The sequence below is a fragment of the Variovorax boronicumulans genome (genome assembly GCF_040544675.1).
In the GTDB taxonomy this organism is placed as follows: domain Bacteria; phylum Pseudomonadota; class Gammaproteobacteria; order Burkholderiales; family Burkholderiaceae_C; genus Variovorax; species Variovorax boronicumulans_D.
On record NZ_JBEPKK010000003.1, the window covers coordinates 528,903 to 552,563 of the forward strand.

Annotated in this window: 26 protein-coding genes; 15 read left to right on the plus strand and 11 right to left on the minus strand. The window is 67.0% G+C overall.

The genetic code is table 11. The features are described from left to right. Positions 1-3: 3 nt before the first annotated feature. Positions 4-894: an FAS1-like dehydratase domain-containing protein gene (locus ABIC90_RS08465; RefSeq protein WP_354353638.1), complete on the minus strand. Its 891-nt coding sequence runs from the start codon at positions 892-894 to the stop codon at positions 4-6. Between the two features lie 7 nt (positions 895-901). Beyond that, the gene (locus ABIC90_RS08470) at positions 902-1,879 is read right to left on the minus strand and encodes a tripartite tricarboxylate transporter substrate binding protein (RefSeq protein WP_354353639.1); all 978 of its coding nucleotides are present in this window, start codon (positions 1,877-1,879) and stop codon (positions 902-904) included. A gap of 107 nt (positions 1,880-1,986) precedes the next feature. Here ABIC90_RS08470 and ABIC90_RS08475 point away from each other — a divergent pair, with 107 nt between their 5' ends. Next, a complete protein-coding gene (locus ABIC90_RS08475; protein WP_354353640.1) occupies positions 1,987-2,895 on the plus strand; it encodes a LysR family transcriptional regulator in 909 nt (302 codons plus the stop codon). Positions 2,896-3,110: 215 nt separating this feature from the next. Here the strand turns inward: ABIC90_RS08475 and yghU are convergent, their stop codons facing one another. Then, on the minus strand, positions 3,111-3,989 hold the full coding sequence (yghU, locus tag ABIC90_RS08480; RefSeq protein ID WP_354353641.1) for a glutathione-dependent disulfide-bond oxidoreductase: 879 nt from the start codon (positions 3,987-3,989) through the stop codon (positions 3,111-3,113). Positions 3,990-4,017: 28 nt separating this feature from the next. Between yghU and ABIC90_RS08485 the strand changes: the two genes are divergently transcribed. Beyond that, on the plus strand, positions 4,018-4,650 hold the full coding sequence (locus tag ABIC90_RS08485) for a glutathione S-transferase family protein (RefSeq protein WP_354353642.1): 633 nt from the start codon (positions 4,018-4,020) through the stop codon (positions 4,648-4,650). A gap of 24 nt (positions 4,651-4,674) precedes the next feature. Here the strand turns inward: ABIC90_RS08485 and ABIC90_RS08490 are convergent, their stop codons facing one another. Further along, positions 4,675-5,853 carry an acetyl-CoA C-acetyltransferase gene (locus tag ABIC90_RS08490; protein ID WP_354353643.1) on the minus strand — a complete coding sequence of 393 codons (1,179 nt, stop codon included), beginning with the start codon at positions 5,851-5,853 and terminating at the stop codon, positions 4,675-4,677. 178 nt (positions 5,854-6,031) lie between these two features. Next, positions 6,032-7,783 (minus strand): class I poly(R)-hydroxyalkanoic acid synthase, encoded by a 1,752-nt coding sequence (gene phaC / locus ABIC90_RS08495; RefSeq protein ID WP_354353676.1) that lies wholly within the window; start codon positions 7,781-7,783, stop codon positions 6,032-6,034. Positions 7,784-7,897: 114 nt separating this feature from the next. Here phaC and ABIC90_RS08500 point away from each other — a divergent pair, with 114 nt between their 5' ends. After that, entirely contained in the window at positions 7,898-8,230 is a 333-nt protein-coding gene (locus ABIC90_RS08500; RefSeq protein ID WP_354353644.1) for a hypothetical protein, read from the plus strand. On the opposite strand, the gene pgeF is transcribed toward ABIC90_RS08500, so the two are convergent. The 3 genes from pgeF to ABIC90_RS08515 are packed head-to-tail and all read right to left on the minus strand — an operon-like array spanning position 8,162 to position 10,528. After that, a complete protein-coding gene (gene pgeF / locus ABIC90_RS08505) occupies positions 8,162-8,932 on the minus strand; it encodes a peptidoglycan editing factor PgeF (protein ID WP_354353677.1) in 771 nt (256 codons plus the stop codon). The genes ABIC90_RS08500 and pgeF overlap by 69 nt on opposite strands. An 18-nt stretch (positions 8,933-8,950) precedes the next feature. Beyond that, complete coding sequence (gene maiA / locus ABIC90_RS08510) at positions 8,951-9,589, minus strand: maleylacetoacetate isomerase (protein WP_354353645.1); 639 nt, start codon at positions 9,587-9,589, stop codon at positions 8,951-8,953. 30 nt (positions 9,590-9,619) lie between these two features. Next, positions 9,620-10,528 carry a tetratricopeptide repeat protein gene (locus ABIC90_RS08515; RefSeq protein WP_354353646.1) on the minus strand — a complete coding sequence of 303 codons (909 nt, stop codon included), beginning with the start codon at positions 10,526-10,528 and terminating at the stop codon, positions 9,620-9,622. Between the two features lie 157 nt (positions 10,529-10,685). Here ABIC90_RS08515 and ABIC90_RS08520 point away from each other — a divergent pair, with 157 nt between their 5' ends. From ABIC90_RS08520 to ABIC90_RS08535, 4 genes are all read left to right on the plus strand, one after another. Beyond that, positions 10,686-11,387 (plus strand): fumarylacetoacetate hydrolase family protein, encoded by a 702-nt coding sequence (locus ABIC90_RS08520; protein WP_354353648.1) that lies wholly within the window; start codon positions 10,686-10,688, stop codon positions 11,385-11,387. Positions 11,388-11,404: 17 nt separating this feature from the next. Further along, on the plus strand, positions 11,405-11,956 hold the full coding sequence (locus tag ABIC90_RS08525; protein ID WP_354353649.1) for an NUDIX hydrolase: 552 nt from the start codon (positions 11,405-11,407) through the stop codon (positions 11,954-11,956). Between the two features lie 11 nt (positions 11,957-11,967). Continuing rightward, the gene (locus ABIC90_RS08530; protein ID WP_354353650.1) at positions 11,968-12,456 is read left to right on the plus strand and encodes a CreA family protein; all 489 of its coding nucleotides are present in this window, start codon (positions 11,968-11,970) and stop codon (positions 12,454-12,456) included. Positions 12,457-12,586: 130 nt separating this feature from the next. Then, positions 12,587-13,087: a murein hydrolase activator EnvC family protein gene (locus ABIC90_RS08535; protein ID WP_354353651.1), complete on the plus strand. Its 501-nt coding sequence runs from the start codon at positions 12,587-12,589 to the stop codon at positions 13,085-13,087. Between the two features lie 44 nt (positions 13,088-13,131). Here the strand turns inward: ABIC90_RS08535 and ABIC90_RS08540 are convergent, their stop codons facing one another. Beyond that, positions 13,132-14,760, minus strand: a complete 1,629-nt coding sequence (locus tag ABIC90_RS08540) for a phospholipase D family protein (RefSeq protein WP_354353652.1) — start codon at positions 14,758-14,760, stop codon at positions 13,132-13,134. A gap of 150 nt (positions 14,761-14,910) precedes the next feature. Beyond that, a complete protein-coding gene (locus ABIC90_RS08545) occupies positions 14,911-15,207 on the minus strand; it encodes a hypothetical protein (RefSeq protein WP_354353653.1) in 297 nt (98 codons plus the stop codon). Positions 15,208-15,521: 314 nt separating this feature from the next. Here ABIC90_RS08545 and ABIC90_RS08550 point away from each other — a divergent pair, with 314 nt between their 5' ends. The 3 genes from ABIC90_RS08550 to ABIC90_RS08560 all read left to right on the plus strand — a co-directional run bounded on the left by ABIC90_RS08550 (position 15,522) and on the right by ABIC90_RS08560 (position 18,472). Beyond that, positions 15,522-15,914: a hypothetical protein gene (locus tag ABIC90_RS08550; RefSeq protein WP_354353654.1), complete on the plus strand. Its 393-nt coding sequence runs from the start codon at positions 15,522-15,524 to the stop codon at positions 15,912-15,914. Between the two features lie 83 nt (positions 15,915-15,997). Further along, positions 15,998-16,645 (plus strand): DNA oxidative demethylase AlkB, encoded by a 648-nt coding sequence (gene alkB, locus ABIC90_RS08555; protein WP_354353655.1) that lies wholly within the window; start codon positions 15,998-16,000, stop codon positions 16,643-16,645. A gap of 6 nt (positions 16,646-16,651) precedes the next feature. Further along, complete coding sequence (locus ABIC90_RS08560; protein WP_354353656.1) at positions 16,652-18,472, plus strand: ABC transporter ATP-binding protein; 1,821 nt, start codon at positions 16,652-16,654, stop codon at positions 18,470-18,472. On the opposite strand, the gene ABIC90_RS08565 is transcribed toward ABIC90_RS08560, so the two are convergent. After that, positions 18,463-18,768: a hypothetical protein gene (locus ABIC90_RS08565; protein WP_354353657.1), complete on the minus strand. Its 306-nt coding sequence runs from the start codon at positions 18,766-18,768 to the stop codon at positions 18,463-18,465. The genes ABIC90_RS08560 and ABIC90_RS08565 overlap by 10 nt on opposite strands. A gap of 131 nt (positions 18,769-18,899) precedes the next feature. Here ABIC90_RS08565 and ABIC90_RS08570 point away from each other — a divergent pair, with 131 nt between their 5' ends. From ABIC90_RS08570 to ABIC90_RS08590, 5 genes are all read left to right on the plus strand, one after another. Next, the gene (locus tag ABIC90_RS08570; protein WP_354353658.1) at positions 18,900-19,133 is read left to right on the plus strand and encodes a hypothetical protein; all 234 of its coding nucleotides are present in this window, start codon (positions 18,900-18,902) and stop codon (positions 19,131-19,133) included. Positions 19,134-19,239: 106 nt separating this feature from the next. Then, positions 19,240-19,737, plus strand: coding sequence for a hemerythrin domain-containing protein (locus tag ABIC90_RS08575; RefSeq protein ID WP_354353659.1), 498 nt, complete (start codon positions 19,240-19,242; stop codon positions 19,735-19,737). Between the two features lie 151 nt (positions 19,738-19,888). Next, the gene (locus ABIC90_RS08580; RefSeq protein WP_354353660.1) at positions 19,889-20,392 is read left to right on the plus strand and encodes a pyridoxamine 5'-phosphate oxidase family protein; all 504 of its coding nucleotides are present in this window, start codon (positions 19,889-19,891) and stop codon (positions 20,390-20,392) included. Next, the gene (locus tag ABIC90_RS08585; RefSeq protein WP_354353661.1) at positions 20,392-22,668 is read left to right on the plus strand and encodes a hypothetical protein; all 2,277 of its coding nucleotides are present in this window, start codon (positions 20,392-20,394) and stop codon (positions 22,666-22,668) included. Before ABIC90_RS08580 ends, ABIC90_RS08585 begins: the two co-directional genes overlap by 1 nt. Continuing rightward, a complete protein-coding gene (locus ABIC90_RS08590) occupies positions 22,665-23,249 on the plus strand; it encodes a lipocalin family protein (RefSeq protein WP_354353662.1) in 585 nt (194 codons plus the stop codon). The genes ABIC90_RS08585 and ABIC90_RS08590 overlap by 4 nt, the downstream gene beginning before the upstream one ends. Positions 23,250-23,661 lie beyond the last annotated feature (412 nt).

Here is a 23,661-nt window from a genome sequence, read left to right on the forward strand (position 1 = left end):
GCTTCAGGCGAGCACGGCGGTGGCCTGCATCGTGAGCCAGCCGTCGGCGTCTTCGCCCCACAGCGCGAAGGTCTTGCCATCGGCTGCCGGCTTGCCATGCACGCGGAACGGTGCGATATCGAAAGTGGGCCGCACCGCGCGGAACTCGAAGCGCGCGAGCTGCGCGCCCGGCACGTTGCGCCGCAGCAGGTCGACCAGCAGCGTCGCGATCAGCGGGCCATGGACGATCAGGCCCGGATAGCCCTCGACCTCGGTCACATAGCGCCGGTCGTAGTGGATGCGGTGGCCGTTGAAGGTCAGCGCCGAGTAGCGGAACAGCAGCACGTCGTCGGGCACGATCTCGCGGCTGAAGGCGGCGTCCTTCGGGGCGGGCGTGGGCGGCGGCGCCTTCTCGCCGGGCGCGGCGGCGGCGCGGTAGACGATGTCGTGCTCCTCGGTCAGCGCGAGGCCGCGTTCGTTGCGCACCTCGTGGCGCACGAGCACGAACACCAGCTCGCCGGTGCGGCCCGCCTTGTGCGTGACCGAGGCGATGGTCGAGGTGCGCTCGATGCTGTCACCGACCTGCAGTGGATTGCCCGCTTCCCAATTCAAGCGCCCGCCCGCCCACATGCGGCGCGGCAGCGGCACGGGCGGCAGGAAGCCGCCGCGCTTCGCATGGCCGTCCTCGCCGATCTCGGACTGGCGGTGGTGCGGCAGGAAGTACAGCCAGTGCCAGAGCGCGGGCAGATGCGTGCCGGCTTCGGGCGGCGCATCGTCGCGGTCGAGCGTGGCGGAGAGCGCGTGGACCGGCGCTGCGGTGATGTCGTCGGCCAGCGTCTCGCTGCGGCCTTGCCAGGCCTGGAGCTTGGCGAGCGCGTCGGCATCGATCAAAGGGGTGGAATTTTCGGCGTTCATGGGTTCTTCAATCGACCGCAGCGCCGGAGGCCTTGACGATCCGCGCCCACTTGGCGATGTCGTCCTGCAGCAGTTTTGAAAACTGGTCGGGCGTGGTGGGCGCCGCGATCTCGACGCCTTGCTGGTCGAGCTTGTCGCGCAGGTCCTTCGCGGCCAGCGCCTTGCGCGTTGCGTCCTGCAGGGTGGCGAGCACATCGGCGGGCACACCCGTGGGCGCGAACAGGCCGATCCACAGCGTGCCGTTGTAGCCCGGCACCGCCTCGGCGATGGTGGGCACGTCGGGCAATACCGGCGAGCGCTTGTCGCCGCTCACCGCCAGCGCACGCAGCTTGCCGGCCTTGATGTGCGCGAGCGCCGACGGCAGGCTCGCGAACACGATCGGCAGCTGGCCGCCCAGCACATCGTTGATCGCGGGCGCCACGCCCTTGTACGGCACATGCTGCAGCGAGATGCCCGCCATGCTGTTGAGCATTTCGCCCAGCAGGTGGTTGAGCGTGCCGTTGCCGGCCGAGGCGTACTGGTAGTTGGCGCCCTTGGCCCGTGCGAGCTTGAGGAATTCGTTGAAGTCCTTGGCGGGGAAGCTCTGGTTGACCAGCAGCACGTTGGGCACCGCGCCGATGATGCCCACGGGCTTGAAGTCCTTCACCGGATCGAAGCCCGGATTCTTGTAGAGCGCCGGATTGATCGCCTGGCTGCTGCTGATGGTCATGAGCAGCGTGTAGCCGTCCTTCGGGCCCTTGGCGACCAGCTGCGTGCCGATGTTGCCACCCGCGCCGGGCCGGTTGTCGACCACCACGCTCGCGTTGTTCATCACCTCGCCCAGCTTCTGACCGACGAGACGGCCGACGATGTCGTTGGTGCCGCCCGCCGCCTGCGGCACGACGAGCGTGATGGGGCGCGAGGGATAAGGCTGCGCGGCTGCGGGGCCTGCTGCGATCAGCGTGGCTGCAGCGAGCGAAAGAAGCGCGATCGCGCGGAATTTCATTGTCTTTGTCTCCATGGCCGCATCGTGGTCCGCCGGGCGCGCGCGCGCAATCTGCGATTTCGGAACTCAGGCTTCTGAAATTCCGAAGGCTCGGGCTACGATGCGCCATGCTTTTCGACCTGACCGACCTGCGCCTTTTCGTTGCCACCGCCGAGCTGGGCAACCTCACGCGGGCCGCCGAACGGCAGCACATGTCGCTTGCCGCGGCCAGCGCGCGCATCAAGGCGCTGGAGACGCAGTCGGGCCTGCAGCTGTTGCAGCGCGAGGCCCGCGGCGTTCGGCTGCTGCCGCCGGGAGAAGCCTTTCTGCACCATGCCCGGCTGGTCCTGCGCCAGACCGAGCAACTGCGCGCCGATCTGCTCGAATACGGCGGCGGCCTGCGCGGCCACCTGCGCGTGTTCGCCAACACCACCGCGGTGACCGACTTCCTGCCCGAGATCCTGCCGGGCTTTCTGGCGCGCAACCCGCGCATCAACGTCGACCTTCAGGAAAAACCGAATGCTCAGATTCCGCGCGGCGTGCTCGACGGCCACGCCGACATCGGCATCGTCGCGGGCCGCGTCGACACGCTGGGGCTGGAGGCGATCCACTTCAGCACCGACAGGCTCGTGCTCGTCACCTCGCGCAAGCATCGCTTTGCGAAGCGGCGAAGGATCTCGTTCGCCGAGACGCTGGACGAAGACGCCATCGGCATGCAGCAGGGCAGCACCCTGCAGGCCTTTCTGGCGCAGATCACCGACAACCTCGGCAAGCGCCAGAAGCTGCGCATCCAGCTGGGCAGCTTCGATGCGATGTGCCGGATGATCGGCAGCGGCGTCGGCATTGGCGTGGTGCCCGAGTCGGCGGCGCGGCGCAACCAGGAGAGCATGCAGCTCGCGCTGATCGAGCTCAGCGATGCGTGGTGCGTGCGGGAGCGCTACCTGCTGGTGCGGGACCGCGCGGCGTTGCCGGTGTATGCGCAGGCGCTGGTGGACACGCTGTGCCGGCACTATGCGGCGGACGGAGCGGAGGCCTGAAAGCCTTTTTATCGAGGCCTTGCGCCTACTTGTGGCCGGAAGCTGATGCCTGCAGCCTCATCCCCATTTTCTGTGCACAACTTTGGGGACAACTCATGTGGAGCCTTGTAAAACGAACTTAACTCGTTGTTTTATAAAGGGATTCCACACATTGCTCAAAAATCAGGCGGTGTACAAGTCGGGCTGCGCGGCCCGTGCCCTCGGCCTCGCGGCGCTCAGCCCGGCACCCCAACCTTGTCCTGCGTCCGGGTGTCGAAGTCGCTGGCGTCGTGGCGCTCGTGCAGCTGGCTGGCAGGCTGGCCCCAGGCGCGGTTGACCATGCGGCCGCGCTGCGCCGCGGGGCGCTGCGCGATCTCGTCGTTCCAGCGCAGCACGTTCTTGTATTCGCTCACCTGCAGGAACTCGCCCGACTCGTAGAGCTGCCCCTTGGCGAGCGCGCCGTACCAGGGCCAGACGGCGATGTCGGCAATGGTGTAGTCGTCGCCGCCAAGGTAGCGGCTTTCGGCCAGCCGGCGGTCGAGCACATCGAGCTGGCGCTTGACCTCCATGGCGAAGCGATCGATGGCGTACTCGATCTTCGTCGGTGCATAGGCGTAGAAGTGCCCGAACCCGCCGCCCAGGTAAGGCGCGCTGCCCATCTGCCAGAACAGCCACGACAGGCATTCGGCGCGCGCCGCCGGCTCGGTCGGCAGAAACGCGTTGCCGAACTTCTCGGCCAGGTACTGCAGGATCGCGCCGGACTCGAACACGCGGATGGGCGTGGCGCCGCTGCGGTCCATGAGCGCGGGGATCTTGGAGTTGGGGTTCACCGCCACGAAGCCGCTGCCGAACTGGTCGCCCTCGCTGATGCGGATCAGCCAGGCGTCGTACTCGGCGCCCGCATGGCCCAGCGCCAGCAGTTCTTCGAGCATCACCGTCACTTTCACGCCGTTGGGCGTTGCCAGCGAATAGAGTTGCAGCGGATGCTTGCCCACCGGCAGGTCCTTCTCATGGGTGGCACCCGCGATCGGACGATTGATGTTCGAGAAGCGGCCTCCGCTTTCCCTGTTCCAGGACCAGACGGTAGGCGGCGTATAGGCGGTCGTGCCATTCATGCAATGAATCCCAGGAGTGCTACAGACGATGATCATTCTCTATGACTGCGCCACGGCGCCGAGTCCCCGGCGCGCGCGCATCCTGCTTGCAGAGAAGGGCATTGCCCACGAGACGGTGCAGGTCGATCTGGTTCGTGGTGAGCAACTGGGCGAGGCTTACCGCGCGGTCAATCCGCAATGCACGGTGCCGGCGCTGCGCACCGAAGAAGACGGCCTGCTCACCGACAACGCCGCCATCGCGGCCTGGCTGGAGGCACGCTACCCCGAGCCGCCATTGATGGGCCGCACGCCCGCCGAAAAGGCGGAAATCGCCAGCTGGAACTGGCGCATCGAGTTTGAGGGTTTGCTGGCCATTGCCGAAACGCTGCGCAACGGCTCACCGGCCATGGCCGACCGGGCCTTGCCCGGCCCTGTGAACTATGCGCAGATTCCGGAACTGGCGCAGCGAGGGCTCGCGCGTGTGCAGCATTTCTTCGAGACGCTGAACGAGCGGCTGGCCGGCCGCGAGTTCATCGCCACCGACCGCTTCAGCCTGGCCGACATCACCGCCGTGGTGGCGGTGGATTTCGCGCGCATCGTGCGGGTCAAACCCGGGGAACAACACCCCGAGCTCGTGCGCTGGCGTGCTGCAATGGGCGAGCGGCCGTCGATGTCGCGCTGAGCGGCAAAGACGGCGCGCCTGCGATCAGCGCTCGATAGTGAGCGCGACGCCCATGCCGCCGCCGATGCACAGCGAGGCGATGCCCTTCTTGGCGTTCTGGCGCTGCATTTCGTGCAGCAGCGTCACCAGGATGCGGCAGCCCGACGCGCCGATCGGATGGCCGATGGCAATGGCACCGCCGTTCACGTTGACCTTGTTCACATCCCAGCCCATTTCGCGGTTCACCGCGCAGGCCTGTGCCGCGAAGGCTTCGTTGATCTCGAGCAGGTCGAGGTCGGCGGCCTTCCAGCCGGCGCGTTGCAGCGCCTTGGTCGATGCGGGCACCGGGCCCATGCCCATGATGGCCGGATCGAGGCCGGCGGTGGCATAGCTCGCGATGCGACCCAGCGGCTTCAGGCCGAGTGCGGCCGCCTTCTTGGCCGTCATCACCATCACGGCGGCGGCGCCGTCGTTCAAGCCCGAGGCATTGCCCGCGGTCACGCCGCCCGCCTTGTCGAAGGCGGGGCGCAGGCCGGCCAGGCCTTCGGCATTTGTCTTGCGGTTGATGAACTCGTCCTGGCTGAAGATGATCGGGTCGCCCTTCTTCTGCGGAATGCTCACGGGAACGATCTCGTCCTTGAACTTGCCGGCGTCCTGCGCGGCCGCGGCCTTGGTCTGGCTGCCGAGTGCCAGTTCGTCCTGCGCGGCGCGGTCGATGTTGTACTTCTTGGCCACGTTCTCGGCGGTGATGCCCATGTGGTACTGGTTGTAGACGTCCCACAGGCCGTCCACGATCATGGTGTCGACCAGCTTCCAGTCGCCCATGCGCTGGCCGTTGCGCGAGTTGGGCAGCACGTGCGGCGCCATGCTCATGTTCTCTTGCCCGCCGGCGATCACGATTTCGCTGTCGCCGGTGGCTACGGACTGTGCCGCGAGCATCACGGCCTTCAGGCCCGAGCCGCACACGGCGTTGATGGTGAGCGCCGGGGTTTCCTTGGCGCCGCCGCCCTTGAGCCATGCCTGGCGCGCGGGGTTCTGGCCGGCACCGGCCGCCAGCACCTGGCCCATGATGGCCTCGCCGACCTGGTCGGCCGTGAGGTTGGCGCGTGCCAGCACTTCCTTGATCACAAGGGCGCCCAGCTCGGTGGCCGAAATGCCTGCGAGCGAGCCGCCGAACTTGCCCACCGGCGTGCGTGCGGCCGAAACGATGACGATGTCTTCCATGGAGTTCTCCGTTGAGGTGACTGAATAAAAAATCTTCTGCCGGCTTCAGGCGCGAATGACGCCACGCAAGAGCCTCAGGCCGGGAACACCGCGGAACCGGCTTTGCCGGGCCGCTGGTGTTGCCCCCGGAAGGGGGTTGGAGGCCACACGAAGTGGGCAAGCCTGGGGGCGAGCCATGTTATGCCCTTGCCTTGACGTAGCGGCCCGGCGCGGGCTCGATGGCCTTGTAGGTCTTTCCGTTGCCGTAGGCCTTGGGTGCGGCAACCTGCTTGCCCGCGTGGCCCTTGAGCCATTGTGCCCAGTCGGTCCACCAGCTGCCGGGATGCTCCTTCGCACCGGTCAGCCATTCGGCCTGCGTCTTCGGGAACTTGCCGTCTTCGCGGATCCAGTGGCTGCGCTTGTTCTTGGCGGGCGGATTGATCACGCCGGCGATGTGGCCCGAGGCGCCCATGACAAAGCGCTTCTTGCCCGGCAGCAGCTGCGTGGACGCATAGGCGCCGCCGATGGGCACGATGTGGTCTTCGCGCGAGCCGTAGATGTAGGCCGGGATGTCGATGCGGCCCAGGTCGATCTTCTGGCCGCAAACCGTGAGCGCATTCGGCTTGGCGAGCTTGTTCTCGTGGTAGGTGTTGCGCAGGTACCAGGTGTAGAACGGGCCCGGCAGGTTGGTGGCGTCGCTGTTCCAGTAAAGCAGGTCGAAGGGCGGCGGCGTTTCGCCCTTGAGGTAGTTGCCGACCACGTAATTCCACACCAAGTCGTTGGGTCGCAAAAAGCTGAAGGTCGAAGCCAGGTCGCCACCGGGCAGCAGGCCGCCCTTGCCCAGTTGCATTTCGCGGTAGGCGACCATCTGCTCGTCCACGAAGATGTCCAGGATGCCGGTGTCGCTGAAGTCGAGGAATGTGGTGAGCAGCGTCACAGAGGCCACCGGCTTCTCGCCGCGCGCCGCGAGCACGGCCAGCGCGGTGCTCAGGATGGTGCCGCCCACGCAGAAGCCCAGTGCATTGATCTGCTTGCTGGCCGTGATCTCCTGCACCGTGTGGATCGCCTTGATGGCTGCGTTCTCGATGTAGTCGTCCCAGGTGGCCTTGGCGAGCGACTCGTCGGGGTTGCGCCAGCTCACCACGAACACGCGGTGGCCCTGGTCGTTCGCATAGCGGATCAGCGAGTTCTCGGGCTGCAGGTCGAGGATGTAGAACTTGTTGATGCACGGGGGCACGAGCAGGAAAGGCCGCTCGTACACCTTGGCCGTGAGCGGCTTGTATTCGAGCAGCTGGAAATATTCGTTCTCGAACACCACCGCGCCTTCGGTGGTGGCGACGTTGCGCCCCACTTCGAAGGCGCTTTCGTCGGTCATGCTCAGATGGCCCTGCTTCACGTCGTGCAGCAGGTTCTGGATGCCCTTGGCGATGCTCTCGCCCTGCGAATCGATGGCTTTCTTCTGCGCCTCGGCGTTGAAGGCCAGCGAGTTGCTCGGCGACGAAGCAGCCATCCATTGCTCGACCGCAAAGCGCAGGCGCGACTTGGTCTTTTCATCGGCCTCGATGGCCTCGGCCATGTTCAGCATGGTGCGGCCGTTCAGAAGATAAACGGCAGCCGAGAAGGCCGCGAGCGGGTTGCTGCCCCAGGCGTCGGAGGCAAAGCGCTTGTCGCCCTCGGGCCTGGCCTGGAAGCCCTGGCCCCATAGCGCCGTGGCCTCGGCCACATACTGCTGCTGGATCGATTGAAGCTTTTCAGGGTCGATGGCGATCCTGGGCATGTCGGGCATTTGGGCGCCCTGCGGCATCTGCCACAGCGGCGTGCCGCCGACATCGAAGGCGGTGCCTCCCTGGGTGGCGGACTGCCGGAACGACGCCAGCGCCTGGGTCCATCCCTCTGAAAGTGCCTTCTGAAAGGGCGCGAATGCATCCGCCCCCGTCGCTTGTTGCTTCATCATGTCTCCTGGTCCTCGCCTGAATCGAATCCGGATGGGTGCGTGATTTGAGTATCCTGCATTCACAAGGCACTCACAACGCCGCTGTTTCCCTTATACCGACTGAAACATCCAGTGTTTATTCATCTGATCGTCATCGGCTGGCTCTACGTTGTCGTGATGATGGCGGTGGCCGAAGCCACCAACACCAACGGCACCGTGCTGGGCGCCATCTTCACATTTCTTTTGTATGGTTTGGGCCCGGTGGCACTCGTGGTTTACCTGATGGGCACACCGGGGCGGCGCCGCGCGATCAAGGAGCGCGAGGCCCAGGCGCAGGAGGCCGCACGCCTTGCGGCACACCAAGCCAACGAGGCTGCAAGAACGGCCAAGGCCGATTCAGACCTTCCAGACCAGCGCGGCGAATCGCCCGCTGACGCCGTCCCGCCGGTGCGAAAAGAACCGTGACGGGTTGTTGACGGTGCACCATGCATCGCCGCCGTCGTTGCCATACACCGCATCGACACCGGCCGCGCGCAGCCGCTGACGCGCGAGCGCGGGCAGGTCGGCCAGCCATTTGCCCGGTGCCGGCGCGGCCTTGAAACAGTGCGCGGCTTCGGGCGCATGCGCCTCGAAGGCGGCCTTGACTTCCGGCCCGACCTCGAAGGCGCCGGGGCCGATGCAAGGCCCCAGCCATGCGATGACCTTGGCCGCGCCCTGCCCGGCGTCGAAACGCCGGAACGTCTGTTCGAGCACGCCGGCCGCCAGTCCGCGCCATCCGGCATGCGCCGCGGCGATCCGGTGGCCTGCTTCGTCGGCAAAGAGCACCGGCAGGCAATCGGCCACCATGATCGTGCAGGCCAGGCCGGCCGTGGTCGCGGTGCAGGCATCGGCCGCGGTGCCGTCGCGCACGGGGTCCTCGGCGGCATCGAGCGAGACGACGCCCGTGCCGTGCACCTGCTGCAGGAACACCGGCCGCACGGCGGCGGCACGCTGCAGCCGCGCGCGGTTTTCGCGCACATGCGCAGGGTCGTCACCGACGTGGTCGCCGAGGTTGAGGCTCGCGTAGCGCCCCAGCGAAACACCGTCGTCCCGCGTGGTGCACACGGCGCGCACGTTGGGCGGCGCCGGCCACTCCGGCACCAGCCAGCGCGGCCCGTGCGGGTCCATGGCGGTTGCGGTGCTCAATCAGGCTTCCGCGTCGGGCGCCTGCGAAGGCTGTGCGCGCTGGAAGGCGTCCAGCTGCATGCAGGCATCGAAGGCGGCCATGCTGCGCGGCAGTTCGCTGAAGTCGCAGTCGAAGCGGCGGCCGTTGAAGACCTGCGGAACCAGGCAGCAATCGGCCAGCGTCGGCGTGTTGCCGTAGCAGAAGGTGCTGGCCGGGTACTGCGCAAGCTGGCGCTCGAAGGCCACCATGCCTTCGCGCACCCAGTGGCGGTACCAGGCGTTCTTGGCTTCGTCCTCCAGCTTCAGGTCTTTCACGAGGTACTTGAGCACGCGCAGGTTGTTGAGCGGATGGATCTCGCAGGCAATGGATTGCGCCAGCGCACGCACATGGGCCCGGCCCGCGGGGTCGCTGGGCAGCAGCGGCGGCTCGGGGTGCGTTTCATCGAGGTATTCGATGATGGCCATCGATTGCGAGAAGCGCTCGCCTTCGTCTTCGAGCAAGGGCACCAGCTTGTCGGCCGAGAGCGCCGCGTACGGGCCGGTGCGGTGGTCGCCGCGCGCGATGTGCACGGGGATGTAGTCGAAATCCAGGCCCTTCAGGTTGAGCGCGATGCGAACGCGAAAAGAGGCGGATGAGCGGAAGTAGTTATGCAGCTTCATGATTTTCCAAGCATAGCGCCGGCAGGCGAATCAGCAGCGCGGTGTGGCTTCGAGCACGCAGCGGAAATCGTGCAGCCCGGCCTTCGGTGTGATGCACTGCCATTCGTCGAGGATGCGGCGGGCCTCCGTCTCCTGGCGCGCGGCGATGCCGATGTGCCACGGGCCCGAGGCCTGCGGCGGTTCGCCCGGCGCATGGTTGTGAACCCCGTCGGGCCGGCCTTCGGAGCAGGCCTTGCAGAGCACCTGGATGCTGGTGGTCCAGTTTTCGGCACTGGCATCGGCGGCCTCGAAGCGCCGGACCAGCGCATCGATCTCTTCCGGCGTCGCATCGTCGATCGTGACCTCGTAGGTCGAATAGTCCGAGGGCGCGATCAGTTCCAGCGCATCGAACACCGGCACTTCGCGCTCGCCGCGCTTGCGGTAGCCGTTGGCCGCGCCGTCGTGCAGCACCAGATCGCCATAGCGGTGGCCGCAGGCGGGCGACGGCACGTTGCGCAGGATGGCGCGCGCCGGGTCGATGCGGTCCGACCACACGACTTCGCTGGCCTCGTCGCCATGCACGCGAATGGGCGTGAGGCCGATGAAAAAGTCGATCGCGCCTTCGCCCTCGGGAATGCCGATGCCGTACTGCCGCCAGGCCCGCCGCGCGGTGGGCCAGTCGCCCAGCGCGGTGGCCGCGATGCCCAGGTTCCACAGCGCGCCTTCGTTGCCGGGGTCGCAATGCACGGCCCTGGCGTTGGCTTGCAGCGAGGCGGCCCATTCGCCGCGGTACTTGTGGATGAGGCCGGCGTTGTACCAGGGGACCGCCCACCCGGGATGGATCGCGCTCGCCTGGGCATAGGCTTCGAGGGCGCCGTCCTGGTCACCCTCTTCGTCGCGCCGGCGCCCGAGTTCGTTGAAGGCGGTGGCTTTGCCGGCTTTGCCGAATCGGATGGGCATGGTGGTGCGGGGAGAGTCGGATTGAAAAAACGCAGGGCGCCTATTGTGGGCCGGCTTGAGGTCCGCGGCCAGCGCGTCGGCAGCGCCGCGCGGCCTCTGGCACACTGCCGGTCTCCCTCTCCCGCTCCCCCGTTTCGCTGAAAAAGGACACCTCGCAATGGCTTCCGAGTTTGTTTTCGCCCCGCCCGCCACCGTTTCGGTCCCGGTGGCCGGACAGCCCGCCCGCTTTCCGGTGCACCGCATCTACTGCGTGGGCCGCAACTACGAAGATCACGCCAAGGAAATGGGTTTCACCGGCCGCGAACCGCCCTTCTTCTTCATGAAGCCCACCGATGCGCTGGTGGTGGTCGACGAAGGCCAGACCGGCACCATGGCCTACCCCTCGCTCACCAACAACCTGCACCACGAAATCGAACTCGTGGTCGCCATCGGCACCGGCGGTAAAAACATCAAGGCCGCCGATGCGCACAAGCACATCTACGGTTACGCCGTCGGCCTGGACATGACGCGCCGCGACCTGCAGGGCGAAATGAAAAAGCAGGGCCGCCCCTGGGACATCGGCAAGGGCTTCGAGCAGAGCGCGCCCATCGGCCCGATCGTGCCGGTGGCACAGGCCGGCGACGCCGAGAACGCCGAAATCTCCTTGCAGGTCAACGGCACCGACCGCCAGCGCAGCACCGTGGGCAAGCTGATCTGGAACGTGGCCGAAACCATCGAGCACCTGTCGGCCGCCTGGGAGCTGCAGCCCGGCGACCTGATTTACAGCGGCACGCCCGAAGGCGTGGCGGCGGTGGTCTCGGGCGACACGCTGGTGGGCCAGGTCGCGGGCCTTCCGACGCTGACCGTCAAGATCGCCTGAAGACGGCAGCACCGCCCATGCTCCTGCGCGTTCCCATCAAGCATTGCAAGAACTGCGGCACCGCGGTGGTCTACCGCATTCCGGACGACGGCGACACCAAGCCGCGCGCCGTCTGCCCGGCCTGCCACACCATCCACTACGAAAACCCGCTGAACGTGGTGGGCACCATCCCGGTCCTGGGCGACAAGGTGCTGCTGTGCAAGCGCAACATCGAGCCGCGCTGGGGCAAGTGGACGCTGCCCGCGGGCTTCATGGAGCTGGAGGAATCGACCGCCCAGGGCGCCGCCCGCGAAACAGTCGAAGAGGCCGGCGCCAACTTCGAAATGCAGGGCCTGTTCGCGGTGATCAGCGTGGTGCGCGTGGGCCAGGTTCACCTGTTCTACCGCGCGCGGCTGCTGGACGACACCTTCGATCCCGGCCACGAAACCATCGAGGCGAAGCTCTTCACCGAGGAAGAAATCCCCTGGGACGAGATCGCCTTTCGCACCGTGCGCGAAGCACTGGAGCGCTTCTTCGAAGACCGGCGGCGCGGCAGTTTCGACCGCGTGCACGAACTCAGCATCGTTTGAACAACAGCCTCATGAACAAGACATTTCGCGCCGCCCTCTTCTGCTCTGCCAGCCTCGGCCTTGCGCTGGCGGCCACCATGGCCAGGGCGGAGACGGTGGGCGAAGTGGACACCGCCTTCAAGCTCATCGGCCCCGACCACAAGATCGTGATCGACGCCTACGACGACCCCAAGGTCAGCGGCGTGACCTGCTATGTCTCGCGCTCCAAGACCGGCGGCATTGCCGGCGCCTTCGGCGTGGCCGAGGACAAGGCCGAGGCTTCCATCGCCTGCCGCCAGGTCGGCCCGGTGAGCATCACGCAGCCGCTGCCCAAGCGCGAAGAGGTCTACAGCGAGCGCCTGTCGGTGCTATTCAAGCGGCTGCGCGTGGTGCGCATGGTCGATGCCAGGCGCAACACGCTGATCTATCTCACCTACTCCGACCTCCTGATCGACGGCTCGCCGAAGAACAGCGTGACCGCGGTGCCCATCGATCGCGGCACGCCGATTCCGCTCAAGTAGCCCCCGCCCTTTTTCCCTCCGGGTTTCTGAGGGAGGGGGCGCACGAGTTTGCTAGCATCTGTCGGCCCCGGCGCGACACGCGCGCCAGACCGCAGGAACCCTCCGCAACGAACCCGTTCCACCCAGCGCCATGCATCTTCAGACTTTTGTTTTCCGTGCCGGCGCCGCAGCGCTGGTAGCCGCGGCCCTCGCGGCCTGTACCACGCCCCTGCCGCCCGACCGCCCCGTTCCGGTGGTCACGCCGCCGGTGCAGAAGCAGGCGCTGTTCATCCGCCCGGCCAGCGGCACCACCATTGCGCGCTTCGACGGCGTGCGCACCAAGGGCATCGACATCGCGGGCAGGCTGGGCGACCCCATCGTGGCGTCGGCCGACGGCCGTGTGGTGTACGTGGGCGGCGATCTGCCGGCCTACGGCAACATGGTCATCATCAAGCACAACGATATTTTCCTCACCGCCTACGCGCATGCGCAGACCCTGCTCGTCAAGGAAGGCACGGTCGTGCGCCAGGGCGAGAAGATCGCCGAAATGGGCAAGAGCAACACCGACCGCGTGAAGCTGCGCTTCGAGATCCGCAAGAACGGCGTGGCCGTCGATCCCGAGCCCTACCTCAACGGCCAGCTCTCGCAGTAGCTAGGTGTGAAGCTTCACACCTGGTAGGCGCGAGGGGCGCCGGTTCAGAGCAGGCTCTCCGGCACCAGCGGTGCCAGAAACTCAAGCTTCCAGCGCGCCCAGAAATGCGTCTCGGGCTCCGTGTGCAGGATGGTGTCGGCCGCATCGCCCGACGCCGGGCTCACCCATTCGATACCGCCCCCCGGGCCCAGCTGCAGCTGGTAGGCGCCGTCCAGCCGGATGAAGCCGATCAGGCTGGTGAGTTGCTGCGCGATCTGCGGGCTGAAGATGAAGATGCCGATCTCGGTGTTGTGCAGCTCGGAGCGCGGATCGAAATTCATCGAGCCGATGAACACGATGCGGCGGTCGATCACCGCCGACTTGCCGTGCAGCCGCCCGCTCGCCGAGGCATACATGCCGAAGCGCCGGGTTTCCTCCACCCGCTTGGGGCTCAGCTCGTAAAGCTCCACTCCCAGCCGCAGCATCTGCGCGCGGTAGCGCCGGTAGCCGGTGTGCACCAGCGATTCGTCGGTGGCCGCCAGCGAGTTGGTCACGATGCTGTAGCTCACGCCGTTGTCGCGGATCATGCGGATCGACTCCATGCCGCCGCGCCCCGGGATCAGGTAGGGCGTGGTCTGCATGATCTCGCTCTGCGCGCCGCGCAGGTAACGCCGCACGTTGTGGAGCACGCTGTCGGTCGCTTCGTCGGCCGGCAGGCCGCGCCCCTCCGGCGTGGGCGCGAGGGCCTTGGCCGGCGGGTCGGCATAGGCTTCGGCGCGTGCCCACACCAGCTTCAGCGAGCCCGTGTCCAGGTCCTGGGCCAACGGGTTGTTGCCCAGGAGGTCGGTGGAGCCGGGTTCCTCGGGGTGCAGCGTTTCGGGCCCGCTGGTGAGGCGGTCGAAGCGCTCGCGCAGTTGCTGCGGGGTCTGGCCGCCTTCGGTCACCAGCGCCTCGACGGGGTACACGTAGGGGCTGTTCCAGTACATGTCGAACAGCGACGACAAGCGCGGCACCACGGCGCCGGCCACCAGCGTGTCGATGTCGATGAAGTTCGAGCCGCCGTCGCGCAGGAAGTACTCGTTGGCGATGTTGCGCCCGCCCAGCACCGCGAAGGTGTCGTCCACCACGTACAGCTTGTTGTGCATGCGGCGGTGCACGCGGTCGAAGTCCAGCAGCGACGCCGCCCAGCGCGTGCTCAAGCGTTCACGCCCGGCCGGAAACGGGTTGAAGAAGCGCACCTCCACATTCGGATGCGAGGCGAAGCTGCTGAACAGCGGGTCGGCGCCCGCCGTGTAGAGGTCGTCCACCAAGAGGCGCACGCGCACGCCGCGGTCGGCCGCATCGCGCAGCGCGCGCAGCAGGTAGCGGCCGGTTTCGTCGTTCTGCACGAGGTAGTACTGCACGTCGATGGAGCGCTGCGCGCGCCGCGCGAGCTCGATGCGCGCATGCAGCGAGAACTGCGGCATCGGCAGCAGGCGGAATCCGCTGAGCGCTTCGCCGGGCGGCGCGGCCGCCTTCACCATGCGGCCGAGCACGGTGTCGGCACCGTCGGTGACGGCCGTCGAGGGCCGGCGCTCCACGTCGGTCGGAAGGCCCGCGCAACCGGCCAGGCACAGCAGCACGGCGACGCCGGCGATCAGGCACGCCAGCCACCCGGCGCGCGGTTTGTCAGTCCGATCCGGAATGTGAGGCATGGAAGCGAGCAGATGTAGAGCGCAGGAAAAAACGCAGGGAACGGAGCGTCGGCGACCTCCGCGGCAGACGGTTTTCTACCATGTGCAAGGCACTTGGTGCCGGAGCCGCTGCGGCGGCTTTCGTTCCAGACACCGCGCTTCAAATTGGCGTCAAACCACCGCGCCGGGCTGGGTGAAGTGATCGATGTCGAGCGGCCGGTCACCCAGGACCCCCGGACCCGTGTCCACCTGGGGAACCCATTGCCTGACGAAGTGGTCCGCGCGCACCTTCGTGCGCTCGAGGGCGGCCTCCCACGACAGTTGCTGAGTGATCACCAACGCGCAGCGCGGAACGCCCGCGTGGCTCAGCTGCGCAAAGCCCGCATAGCTGCCGTGATGCGTGCGAACAAGCTCGACCCAGCATGCCCAGCCGGCTGGTACTTCGATGACTAGGCGCAACTTGTCCATGATGTCTTGACGATAAGTCTTTTGTACCTTTATTCCATCAGTGAATCCCTTGGTATTCGTTCGCCCCTTCATGGGATGTGAGAAAGCGTGGTCTTCGGTATGCCGCGCATCCGCACAAACCCTTGGCGACCGGAATGCGTCGACTGGGGGCGGGTGCGGCGCGTTGAGCAACAAGGCTTCTTGCAGATCTGCGAAGACATGGCAGGCGAGTCCTGACGCGCGTGCAGGACGAACGGCTACATTCGGGCCAAGGTTGGCAGTTCACACTCCACAACAGGCTCCAAGGCAACCAAGCAAAGAACCGGGTACTCATCATGAAAAAACTAGCGCTCCTGGCATTCCTCGGCCTCATGGGCTCCCTCCCGGCCACGGCCCAGACCTACGAGAACGACCGCCGCTATTGCGCGAGCGGCCGTTCGGGCCTGGACTTCAACGCCTGCATGTGGCGGCTGCAGAACGACCGCGAGCGCAACGACCGCAGGGAATACGAACGCCGCGACTACGACCGCAGGGACGATCGGCGCGGTGACCGTTGGCAGGAGCCCGCGCCCGCCTATGTGCCCCAGTACCAGCAGCAGCCGCAATGGCAGCGGCAGCAGCAACCCAAGCTGAGCGACATGCAGCAGCGCGCCCTGGACAACTGCAACTTTCTGCAGCCGCGCGACCAGCCGCGTTGCCGCGCGACGGTGATGTCGACGGTTCGATAGGCGCTTTCTCCAAGCCTCCCGCGCTTTTCACTCTTTCACGTTTCGCACCGGCCCCGCACAACCCCAGCGGGCCGGCCTCGCCCATGACGCTCGACCTGTTCGACGACCCTCCCCGCGCCGCGCGCGAGGCGATCAGCGCCGGGGCGTTCGTCCTCCCCGGTTTCGCACTGCCGTTTGCCGAAGAACTGCTCCCGGCCGTTCGAGCACTCGAGGAACGGGCGCCCTTTCGCCACATGCTCACCCCCGGCGGTTTCACGATGTCGGTGGCGCTGACCAACTGCGGCGCTCTGGGCTGGACCAGCGACCGCCGCGGCTACCGCTACAGCCCCACCGACCCCGTCACCGGCGAGCCCTGGCCGGCCATGCCGGATTCGTTCACGCGCCTCGCCCGCGAGGCCGCATCGGCCGCCGGCTTCGAGGGGTTCGCGCCCGATGCCTGCCTGGTCAACTGCTACGAGCCCGGCGCGCGCCTGTCGCTGCACCAGGACAAGGACGAGCGCGACCACGGCGCGCCCATCGTCTCGGTGTCGCTGGGCATGCCGGCCGTGTTTCTCTTCGGCGGCCTTGCGCGCACCGACAAGACAGTGCGCATTCCGCTGCGGCATGGCGACGTCGTGGTGTGGGGTGGGCAAGACCGCTTGCGCTATCACGGCGTGCTGCCGCTCAAGGACCAGCCGCACCCGGCCTTCGGCAGCGTTCGCGTCAACCTCACATTCCGCAAGGCAGGCTGACGGCGCATGCAGCAGACCGCGACCCCTGAAACGAACAGCCCCGGCAACGCCATCCGCGCGCTCTACGTCGCGCTGTGGCACTTTGCCGAGGGCGCGCGCGGGCAGTTGCTGGCCGCGACCGCCTTGCTGGCCAGCTCGCAGCTGATTCGCCTGGCGCTGCCCTACCTCGCGGGCCAGGCCATCAACGCGTTGCAGCGCGCGGACTTCGGCGGCGCCGGCCGATGGATCGCCACGCTCGCCGCGGTGTACGTCGGCGCCTGGGCGCTGCACGGGCCGGGCCGCATCCTGGAGCGCAACGTGGGCCTCAAGGTGCGCGAGCGGCTGGCTGACGAGCTCTATGCACGCATCGCCGCCGCGCCGCTCGCCTGGCACGACGGCCATCACTCGGGGGAACTGCAGCACCGCGTGCACCAGGCCAGCCGCGCGTTGGCGGACTTCGCGCAGAACCAGTTCATCTGGCTCACCAACGCGGTCAACTTCGTCGGGCCGCTGGTGGCGCTGGCCCTGCTGTCGCGCACCAGCGGCGCGACAGCCCTCGCGGGCTATGTGCTGATCGGCCTGGTGATCGTGCGCATCGACCGCGCATTGATGAAGCTCGCGCGTGCCGAGAACGACGCTGACCGGCGCTATGTGTCCGCGCTGCTCGACTTTCTGGGCAACGCATCGACCGTGATCGGCCTTCGGTTGCAAGGTGCGTCGCGCCTGTTGCTGCGCCGTCGCATGGCCGCCATCTCACTGCCGCTCAAGCGCACCGTGGTCCTCAACGAGGGCAAGTGGTTCGCGGTCGACCTGATGGGCCTGGCGCTCACCTGGGGCCTGGTCGTCATCTACGTATGGCAGGCGCGCACGCCGGGGCAGGCGGTGATGCTGGGCGCGGTGTTCATGATTTACCAATATGCGCAGCAGGCGGCCGGCGTGGTGACTTCGGTGGCCGCCAACTTCAGCTTCTTCGCGCGCATGCACACCGACTACACGAGCGCCGAACCGATCTGGCGAGCGCCTTCGGGCGAGGTCGCCGCTTCTGCGCCCGAGGAAGTGCCCATGCATGAGCGCATCGACGCGGGCGCGACATGGACGCAGCTCGGCATAGAGGGCCTGCACTGGAACTACGCGCCGCGCGGCGAGCCCGTCGGCGATGCCGCAACGCAGCCGCCCCGCAGCGGCCTGCACGACATTGCGCTCACCCTTCGACGCGGCCAGCGCGTGGCCCTCGTCGGCCCGAGCGGCGGCGGCAAGAGCACGCTGCTGCGCGCGCTCGCCGGCCTCTATCCGCCGCACGCCGGCACGCTCACGCTCGACGGCGGAGCTGTCGATTGGCCGCGATTGCGCCGCCTCGCCACGCTGATTCCGCAGGAAACCGAACTCTTCGAGGCCAGCGTGCGCGAGAACCTGGCCTTCGGCCAGCCCGCGAGCGACGAACGGCTGCTCGCCGCACTGCACACCAGCACCTTCGACGAAGTATTGAAGGCGAACCACGGCGACCTCGACACCGCCGTGTCCGAGCGCGGTTTCAACATGTCCGGCGGACAGCGCCAACGCCTGTGCCTGGCGCGAGGCGTGCTCGCGGCGGAAGGCAGTTCGTTGCTGCTGCTCGACGAACCCACCAGCGCGCTCGACGCCGCCACGGAAGCCCGCGTGCTCGAACGCATCGCTCAAGCATTTCCTGCTGCCTGCCTGATCGCGTCGATTCACCGCCTCAGCCTGCTCGAGCGCTTCGATACGGTGGTGCTGATGGAGGCCGGCCGTGTGCTCGACCACGGCCCGCGCAACGCGGTGCTGGCGCGGCAGCCTCTGCTGCAGCGCATGGCCGGGACCGATCAGGCCTGACCGCGCCCGTCGCCGGTGCGGTCGTGCACCCAGCGCACCGCCTGCTGTTCGGCATGGCGCAAGGCCTCGGCCTCGGTGGCGTAGGAAGCTTCGGAGGTGTCGTTGGGCAGTTCGATGTCCTCTCCCTTGCCTTCGCGGGCCTCGCAGCGCACGACGGGCCGGTAGGTCTGGTCGTCGATGCGCTCGGCACGGCAAAGAAAGAACCAGCCCCTGTAGGTGAAGGTGGCCAGGCGCTCCTGGGTGGTCGGCTCTTCGTTGGCGGACTTTTCGTCGGCGGGTGTTGTCGTGCTTTGCATGGCGTGTCTTTCGTGGGTTGTCTTCATTCAATCTGCGGCGGTGCCGCGCGCGTGCGCGTGGGAACCGGCCCACGACGGGCGTCGGCAAAGAGGCAGCTGGACAGCGCCCATCCGCAGGCTACGGTGGCGCCATGGACATCCTTTCTCTCATCCAATGGCCCGCCTTTGCCGCTTCCGTCGCCGCCGCATGGCTCGTGGGCTCCAACGCCAAGGGGCGGCGCAACATCGGCTTCTGGGTGTTCCTTGCAAGCAATGTGCTGTGGGTGGTGTGGGGCGTGCACACGCAGGCATGGGCGCTCATTGCGCTGCAGGTGTGCCTGGCGGCCCTCAATGTGCGGGGCCTTTTCAAGACCGAAACCGATTGACGCCTGCCACTCTGGCAGCGTCATGCGCAGAACTCCTACGCACTGCGCGTGCCGTGCTGCGCATCTTGGAGTTCCCCACATCCCATTCATTCAACAGGAGCCCACGATGCCCAACACCACCAAGCGCGCAACACCCGATGCATGCAGCCTGCTCGATACAGACCACAAGAACGTGAAGAAGCTCTTCACCGCCTACGACGAACTCATGGGATCGAAGGCAGCCAGCGCGACTGACAAGAAGCGCGAACTGGCCCAGCAGATCTGCATGGAGCTCACCGTGCACGCGCAGATCGAGGAAGAAATCTTCTATCCCGCCGCGCGCGAAGCCATCAAGGAAACCGATCTGCTCGATGAAGCCGAGGTGGAGCATTCAACCGCCAAGGACCTCATCGCCCAGATCCAGGACGCCGCCGACATCGACGAGATGTTCGACGCCAAGGTCAAGGTGCTCGGCGAGTACATCGACCACCATGTGAAGGAAGAACGCAACGAGATGTTCCCCAAGGCCCGCGCCGCGAAGGGCCTGGACCTGGTGGCCATGCGCGAACAACTGATGGCGCGCAAGGAAGAACTGATGACGGAACTGATGGGCGAGCCGGCCTGATGCAGTACCCGACGCGGACCGCAGCCGCGATCCGCTGTCGGCGCAGGACGACACGGCCGTGCGCCGTGTGTCCTCAGGCCTGCTGCGAACGAGCGGCTACGGTCGATCCATCTTTTCTTCACCACCTCTCTATCCACAGGAGATCGACTCAATGACCGCCACCACTGGAAACACAGAAAAGCTTTGGGAGCTGATCAAGGACACCCGCTTCGGCATGCTCACGCACCGCCACGCCGACGGGCAGTTGCACAGCCATCCGCTGACTACGCAGAACAAGGACATCGACGAAGGCGCAACGCTGTACTTCTTCGTGCCCAAGACCGGCGACATCGCACGCCACGTGGCCAGCGACCCGACAGTGAACATCGCTTATGCCAACACCGACGCGGACAGCTATGTGTCGGTAGCCGGCCACGCCGCGCTGCTGGAAGACCCCGCGAAGAAAGAGGCGCTCTTCAACCCCATGGCCAAGGCCTGGTTTCCCGACGGCCCGACCGACCCGAACCTCGGCCTGCTGGCGGTGAGCATCCTGTTCGCCGAGTACTGGGACGTGGACGACAGCAAGATGGTGCAGCTCTACAAGATGGCCAAGGCCGCCGTCACCGGCGAGCCGCCAAAGAATCTGGGCGAACACAAGAAGGTTTCCGTTTCCTGATGGGAGGGACGCTGACGACGACGCCAGCGCACCCGCATCGCTGGCAGTTCATCCGGGCCGGAGGCGTCGATCAGGTCGTCTTTCGCACGGGTGAAGACATCGCCCGCGTGGGCGAGCTCGACCAGAAGCTCTGGGTTGCCCTGGCCTGCCCCACGCGCGGCATCGACTTCGACCCACGCACGCTCGACCTGATCGATGCGGACCGCGACGGCCGCGTGCGCCCGCCCGAATTGGTCGCGGCCTGCGAGTGGGTGTGTGCGCGACTGCGAAACCCCGACGTGCTGCTGCAAGGCACCGACGTGCTGAAGCTGGCCGACCTCGATGCCGACAACGCTGATGGCGCTCGCCTCATCGAGGAAGCACGCCGCCTGCTGCAGATCCAGGGCAGGCCCGATGCGGCCACCCTCACGCTGGCCGACATTGCCGACCGCGGTGAACTGCTCGCGGCCATGCGCTTCAACGGCGATGGCGTGATCACGCCCGAGACGGCGCAGGACGAGGCGTTGCACGCCACGCTGGCCGAGATCATGCGCACCCACGGCAGCGTGCCCGACCGGCACAAGGCAACGCCCGGCGTGGACCGCGCCCGCGTCGAGGCCTTCTTCGCCGAGGTGCAGACCGCTCGCGACTGGCATGCCAAGGCCGATGCGGGCAACACCACGCTGATGCCGCTGGGCGAGCCCACACTCGATGCGGCCGACGCCACGCGCAAGGTGCAGGCCAAGCTCGACGATTTCTTCGCGCGCTGCCGCGTCGCCGCCTTCGACTGGCAGGCCGTGACCGCGCTGAACCCTTCGCCCGAGGCCTATGACGCACTGGGCGCCAGCAAGCTCGACCTGGGCGCCGAGCCGATTGCGGACTTGCCGCTGGCCCCGGTCACGCCGCGCTGCGTGCTGCCCTTGCACGGCCACAGCACCAACCCCGCGTGGACAGAGGCCGTCGCCGTGTTCGCCGAGCGCGCCGTGACGCCGTTGGTGGGCGCGCGCGAGGAACTCTCAGAGGCCGAGTGGCTGGCCATCAAACAACAGCTTGCGCCGCTGCAGGCGCTGATAGCGCAGCGCCCCTCCAATGCCGCGGCCTCGCTGCCGCTGGAGAATCTCGACGCCCTTCTGCAAACCCGCGAGGCGGTGTTGCAGTTGCTGCACGACGACGAAGCCGCCGAGGCGCACAACAAGCTCCTGGTCGATCTGGAAAAACTCATTCGCCTGCAGCGCGATCTGTTGGTACTGCTCAACAATTTTGTGTCGTTCAAGGCCTTCTACCGGCGCGAGGGCGCGATCTTCCAGGCCGGCACGCTGTACCTGGACGGCCGCAGTTGCGAGCTCACGGTGCAGGTGCAGAACACCGCCAAACATGCGGTGCTCGCAGGCCTTGCCAAGACCTGCCTGGCGTACTGCGACTGCACGCGGCAGGGCGAGAAGATGAGCATCGTCGCGGCCTTTACCGCCGGCGACATCGACTTTCTTTTCGTGGGCCGCAACGGCGTGTTCTACGACCGCCAGGGCCGCGACTGGGACGCCACCATCACCAAGCTGATCGAGAACCCGACCAGCGTGGCGCAAGCCTTCTTTGCGCCCTACAAGAAGTTCGTGCGCGTCATCGAGGAGCAGGTCGCCAAGCGCGCCGCCGCCAGCGAAGCCGCCGGGGCCGGGAGCCTGACGGGCCTGGCGACCAAGCTCACCACCGCCGACCAGCAAGTCGCGGCCGCCGGCGCCGCCAAGGTGCCGACCGCCGTGCCGCGCCCTGCGGGCCGGGTGGATGTGGGCACGGTCGCTGCCATCGGCGTGGCGCTGGGGAGCATCAGCGCGGTGCTGGTGGCGATATTCGGCAAGTTCATCGACCTGGGCCAATGGATACCGGTGGCGTTGATCGGCCTCGTGGCGGCGATCTCCGGCCCGAGCATGCTGATCGCCTGGCTCAAGCTGCGCCAGCGCAGCCTGGGGCCGATCCTGGACGCCAGCGGCTGGGCGATCAACGGGCGCATGAAGGTGAATGTTCGGCTGGGCGGCATGCTGTCGCAGACCGCGCGCGTGCCGCCCGGCGCGCGGCGCATCGCGGGCGACCCGTACGCAGAGCGCCACGGCAAGACGGGCCTGGCCGCGGCGGTGGTGCTGGCGCTTGCGCTGCTGGTGCTGGCCTGGCGCATGGATTGGCTCGACAACCGGTTGCCCGCTGCGCTGCAGCATTCACCCACGGCGGCGCTGTCCTCGGATATCTTTTCGCACCGACTCGCACTAGAGTCCACAAACACCACCCGCCCTTCGGAGACCTCATGAAACGCAGCTTGCAACACGCACTCACCCGCCCCACCGTGCTCGCGGCAGTCGGACTCGCCGCGGTGCTGCTCGTTGCGGGCTGCGCAAGTTCTCCCCCCACGATCCCTCCGGTCAAGCAGGTGGACCTGTCGCGCTTCATGGGCGACTGGTACGTGATCGGCAACATTCCCACGCGGCCGGAGCGCAACGCGTTCAATGCGGTGGAGTCGTACAGCCTGAAGCCCGACGGAACCATCGACACGCGCTTCCGCTTTCGCGAGGGCGCCTTCGACGGGCCGCTGAAAACAATGAACCCCAAGGGCAGCGTGGTGCCCGACACGGGCAACGCGGTGTGGGGAATGCAGTTCATCTGGCCGATCAAGGCGGAGTACGTGATCGTCGATCTGGACCGGGACTATCAGCTCACCATCATCGGCCGCAGCGATCGCGACTACGCGTGGATCATGGCGCGCACGCCTTCGATTCCTGATGCTGCTTATGACGCGGCTGTTGGGCGGCTGACTGCGCTTGGCTACTCGACGGAGAAGCTGCGTCGGGTGCCGCAGCGGTGGCCTGAGGAGGCGGGGGCTGCTGTTCGCTGAGTTTTTGTTTTTGTCCGTGGGGGCGCCCGGCCTGCGGTACAGCCCCAACAGCCCCGCTGTGCCGGCCGCTTTGCGGCTTCCCTGCGGTGCTCGCGTTTCGCGGGGTCTCGCAGAACTCGCCTGCGGCTCAAACAGCTGCGAGCCCTGATCCGCGAAACGCTGCGCTCCTCGGCGGCACAGAGGGGCTGTTGGGGCTGTACCGCAGGCCGGGCGCTTGCTGTGGCGTTGAGGCCGATGCCCTCACCCCTGCCCTCTCCCAGAGGGAGTAAAACCGGAAAGCGGGCGCCAAAGTGGGGTGGTCAACAACCGCGCTGACGGCGGCGATGGGTGCTGTGCCCTTGGGCGGCCGTTGAGGCACCGCCGAGCAGCGCAGCGACGGGCGGATCAGGGCTCGCAGCTGTTTGAGCGGAAC

Bases quoted from the DNA above. Each gene is read 5' to 3' on its own strand.
- ABIC90_RS08530 (WP_354353650.1), top strand. From the start codon at position 11,968: ATGAACAAGACATTTCGCGCCGCCCTCTTCTGCTCTGCCAGCCTCGGC.
- ABIC90_RS08580 (WP_354353660.1), top strand. From the start codon at position 19,889: ATGACCGCCACCACTGGAAACACAGAAAAGCTTTGGGAGCTGATCAAG.
- ABIC90_RS08590 (WP_354353662.1), top strand. From the start codon at position 22,665: ATGAAACGCAGCTTGCAACACGCACTCACCCGCCCCACCGTGCTCGCG.
- ABIC90_RS08585 (WP_354353661.1), top strand. From the start codon at position 20,392: ATGGGAGGGACGCTGACGACGACGCCAGCGCACCCGCATCGCTGGCAG.
- ABIC90_RS08565 (WP_354353657.1), bottom strand. From the start codon at position 18,768: ATGCAAAGCACGACAACACCCGCCGACGAAAAGTCCGCCAACGAAGAG.
- ABIC90_RS08570 (WP_354353658.1), top strand. From the start codon at position 18,900: ATGGACATCCTTTCTCTCATCCAATGGCCCGCCTTTGCCGCTTCCGTC.
- yghU (WP_354353641.1), bottom strand. From the start codon at position 3,989: ATGAATGGCACGACCGCCTATACGCCGCCTACCGTCTGGTCCTGGAAC.
- ABIC90_RS08520 (WP_354353648.1), top strand. From the start codon at position 10,686: ATGGCTTCCGAGTTTGTTTTCGCCCCGCCCGCCACCGTTTCGGTCCCG.
- maiA (WP_354353645.1), bottom strand. From the start codon at position 9,589: ATGAAGCTGCATAACTACTTCCGCTCATCCGCCTCTTTTCGCGTTCGC.
- ABIC90_RS08545 (WP_354353653.1), bottom strand. From the start codon at position 15,207: ATGGACAAGTTGCGCCTAGTCATCGAAGTACCAGCCGGCTGGGCATGC.
- ABIC90_RS08470 (WP_354353639.1), bottom strand. From the start codon at position 1,879: ATGAAATTCCGCGCGATCGCGCTTCTTTCGCTCGCTGCAGCCACGCTG.
- alkB (WP_354353655.1), top strand. From the start codon at position 15,998: ATGACGCTCGACCTGTTCGACGACCCTCCCCGCGCCGCGCGCGAGGCG.
- ABIC90_RS08560 (WP_354353656.1), top strand. From the start codon at position 16,652: ATGCAGCAGACCGCGACCCCTGAAACGAACAGCCCCGGCAACGCCATC.
- ABIC90_RS08490 (WP_354353643.1), bottom strand. From the start codon at position 5,853: ATGGAAGACATCGTCATCGTTTCGGCCGCACGCACGCCGGTGGGCAAG.
- ABIC90_RS08525 (WP_354353649.1), top strand. From the start codon at position 11,405: ATGCTCCTGCGCGTTCCCATCAAGCATTGCAAGAACTGCGGCACCGCG.
- phaC (WP_354353676.1), bottom strand. From the start codon at position 7,783: ATGAAGCAACAAGCGACGGGGGCGGATGCATTCGCGCCCTTTCAGAAG.
- ABIC90_RS08540 (WP_354353652.1), bottom strand. From the start codon at position 14,760: ATGCCTCACATTCCGGATCGGACTGACAAACCGCGCGCCGGGTGGCTG.
- ABIC90_RS08575 (WP_354353659.1), top strand. From the start codon at position 19,240: ATGCCCAACACCACCAAGCGCGCAACACCCGATGCATGCAGCCTGCTC.
- ABIC90_RS08550 (WP_354353654.1), top strand. From the start codon at position 15,522: ATGAAAAAACTAGCGCTCCTGGCATTCCTCGGCCTCATGGGCTCCCTC.
- ABIC90_RS08485 (WP_354353642.1), top strand. From the start codon at position 4,018: ATGATCATTCTCTATGACTGCGCCACGGCGCCGAGTCCCCGGCGCGCG.
- ABIC90_RS08465 (WP_354353638.1), bottom strand. From the start codon at position 894: ATGAACGCCGAAAATTCCACCCCTTTGATCGATGCCGACGCGCTCGCC.
- ABIC90_RS08475 (WP_354353640.1), top strand. From the start codon at position 1,987: ATGCTTTTCGACCTGACCGACCTGCGCCTTTTCGTTGCCACCGCCGAG.
- ABIC90_RS08535 (WP_354353651.1), top strand. From the start codon at position 12,587: ATGCATCTTCAGACTTTTGTTTTCCGTGCCGGCGCCGCAGCGCTGGTA.
- ABIC90_RS08515 (WP_354353646.1), bottom strand. From the start codon at position 10,528: ATGCCCATCCGATTCGGCAAAGCCGGCAAAGCCACCGCCTTCAACGAA.
- pgeF (WP_354353677.1), bottom strand. From the start codon at position 8,932: ATGGACCCGCACGGGCCGCGCTGGCTGGTGCCGGAGTGGCCGGCGCCG.